This is a genomic window from Myxococcus sp. AM011 (assembly GCF_013372595.1).
Lineage (GTDB): Bacteria > Myxococcota > Myxococcia > Myxococcales > Myxococcaceae > Myxococcus > Myxococcus eversor.
Window position 1 is genome coordinate 1 of record NZ_JABXEM010000510.1, and the last position, 2,322, is coordinate 2,322.

Annotated in this window: 2 protein-coding genes; both read left to right on the forward strand. The window is 69.6% G+C overall.

Annotated elements, in window-relative coordinates; translation table 11 throughout:
* Nucleotides 1-361: DUF6691 family protein (locus HUW62_RS46805; RefSeq protein ID WP_176438143.1), on the forward strand; the 361-nt coding region annotated here is incomplete at its 5' end.
* A 185-nt stretch (nt 362-546) separates the two neighbouring features.
* Nucleotides 547-2,130, forward strand: coding sequence for a class I SAM-dependent DNA methyltransferase (locus tag HUW62_RS46810; RefSeq protein ID WP_163865477.1), 1,584 nt, complete (start codon nt 547-549; stop codon nt 2,128-2,130).
* The last annotated feature ends 192 nt before the right edge of the window (nt 2,131-2,322 follow it).

Below are 2,322 nucleotides of genomic sequence, written 5' to 3' on the forward strand. Positions count from 1 at the left end.
GGGAGGGATGACGGACCCGGCGAAGGTGGTGGGTTTCCTCGATGTGGCGGGACGTTGGGACCCGAGCCTCGCCTTCGTCATGGCGGGCGCGCTGGGCACCTACGCGCTCTTGCGCCCCTTCATCCTGCGACGGACGAAGCCCGTGCTCGCGGAGCGCTTCCCTCCGCCGCCCCAGGCCTCCGTGGACGGACGGTTGATTGGGGGCGCGGCCCTCTTCGGCATCGGGTGGGGCATGTCAGGCTATTGCCCCGGCCCGGCCCTGGTGTCGCTCCCCGTGGGAGGCACCCCGGTGCTGCTCTTCGTGGGGGCCATGCTGGTGGGGATGGCCTTGTTTCGCGGAATCATGAGGCAACCTGGGTAGGCCTGTAGCACGTGGACAACCCACTCGGACGTCGGTGCGGGCTTGCGCAACGCATTGCGGGGCCCCAAATCTCAGACTTCCGGGCATGTGAAATGATTGGGATGACACATCCGAGCGTTTGAGTGCATTTGCAAAGCTTTGGATGGATCACCCCTGGGCGAAGTGCTGGCTAGGATGAGTCCCCGATGCCACGCGCCGCGAACAGGATGCTGGACGTCGACGAGGAAAAGCTCGTCCACCAGTTCCCCGGGCTGGACCGCAAGGCGGTGGGGGCGTTCTTCACGCCCGCACCCCTGGTGGAACGCACGCTATCGCTCGCGATGGCGCACCTGGGAGCTGGACCCCTCACGGTGGTGGACCCCGCCTGTGGGGCAGGAGCTTTCTTGTCGGCGGCCTCGAAACTCTGGCCCGGAGCCCGTCTGTGTGGGCTGGAGCTGGACCCCGCCGTAGCCCGACTCTGTCAGGCTCGAGTCCCGGAAGCCGACGTGCGCGAAGGCGACACGTTGCGAGGTGGGATGGAACCCATGCTCGCGACGACGCCTCCGGAGCACCGCGAGCTGTGGGTGGGAAATCCCCCCTACAACGGCACGTCGCCGGTGCTGAAGGACCCGACGGCCTACGCGAAGCTGCGCGCGCTGTTGCCCCTGGCGCTCCCACCGGGCACCAGCCTGCGGGACGACTTCGCCTTCTTCCTGCTGGTGGCCGCGCACCGGCTCTCCACGCGGCCCGGCGTGCTCGCCTTCATCACCCCCGCGAGCCTGCTGGACGCCTTCCTCTACGCGCCGCTGCGCCAGTCGCTGTTGCGCATGCTGACGCTGCGCGAGGTGGTGGACCTGGGGCCCGGCGCCTTCGCGGGCACGCAGGTGCGCACGTGCATCACCGTGTGGTCCTCGCTTCCGGGCCATGTGGACCCGCCGCGCTTCGAGCGACGCGGCGTCTGGCAGCACTTCACCCCCGAGGCGCCCGAGTGGCGCCTGGCACCCACCACCCCGGAGGCCAGTGCCTTGGATGCACGTTGGAGCGCGGAAGGCGAACCCCTCACCACCCTGGTGCCCGTGAGCCTGCCAGGGGTGAAGACCCGCTTCGACGAGCTGCTGGTGGACGCGGACCCGGAGCGCCTGCTGGCGCGCATCCGCGCCTTCGCCGCGTCACCGATGGAGGAGCTGCCGGAGTTCGCGCGGGTGCACGGCCTGTCGGAGGAGCTTTTGCCCAAGCTGCGCGCGCTCAAGGTGGGCACGCCGTTGGAGGTGGACGCCAAGCACCTGCGGCCCTTCTATCGCTACGGTGGGGCTCGGCATCGGGGCACGCTGCCGCCGGAGGCTCGCGCGTTCTGCTACCTGGACCGGCGCCTGATTCCCCGGGGAGACCACCGGCTGCGCGGCCCGTATGACCCGCACGTCGGCGCGGTGAAGCTCCTCTTCAACGTGCGCGAGCTGCCGCTGTCCGCCGCGCTGCTGGAGGAGGAGGGCTGCGTCCATGACCACCGGCACGCGCGCTTCGCGCCCCTGTATGTCCCCAAGCGACTGAGGGACGAGGGGCTGCGCGTCACCCGTTCGTCGACGTCGGCGGAGGAGCTGGGTCCGCTGGTGCCCAACCTGTCGCCGCGAGGATTGGAGTGGGCGGAGACGCTGGGAGGTCCCCTGCCCGCCTTCCAGGCCATCGTCCGCTTCCTCAATGGACCCGAGGTGCAGCGCGTCTGGGCTCCGGCCTTCGGAGCGTCACGCGTGGTGCCGGTGCCGTTGTTGGTGCCTCCTCCTGGTCAGGAGTGAGCATTGTGCGTGGCGGGGCCGCTGCCCGCCCGCACGGTTTCCCTGCGGGCTGCGGAAACAACCGCTAGTGTCCACCTTCGCCAAGCTGCATTCCCTTCAGGAGGAAGGACCTACTTCATGAAAATCCGTGCGCTGCTGACCGCCACCGTTCTCACCGCCGCTGCTCCCGTGCTGGCCCAGGCCCCCGCGGCC

Excerpts from the sequence above, each read along its gene's own strand:
- HUW62_RS46810 (WP_163865477.1), top strand. The coding sequence starts at position 547 with ATGCCACGCGCCGCGAACAGGATGCTGGACGTCGACGAGGAAAAGCTC.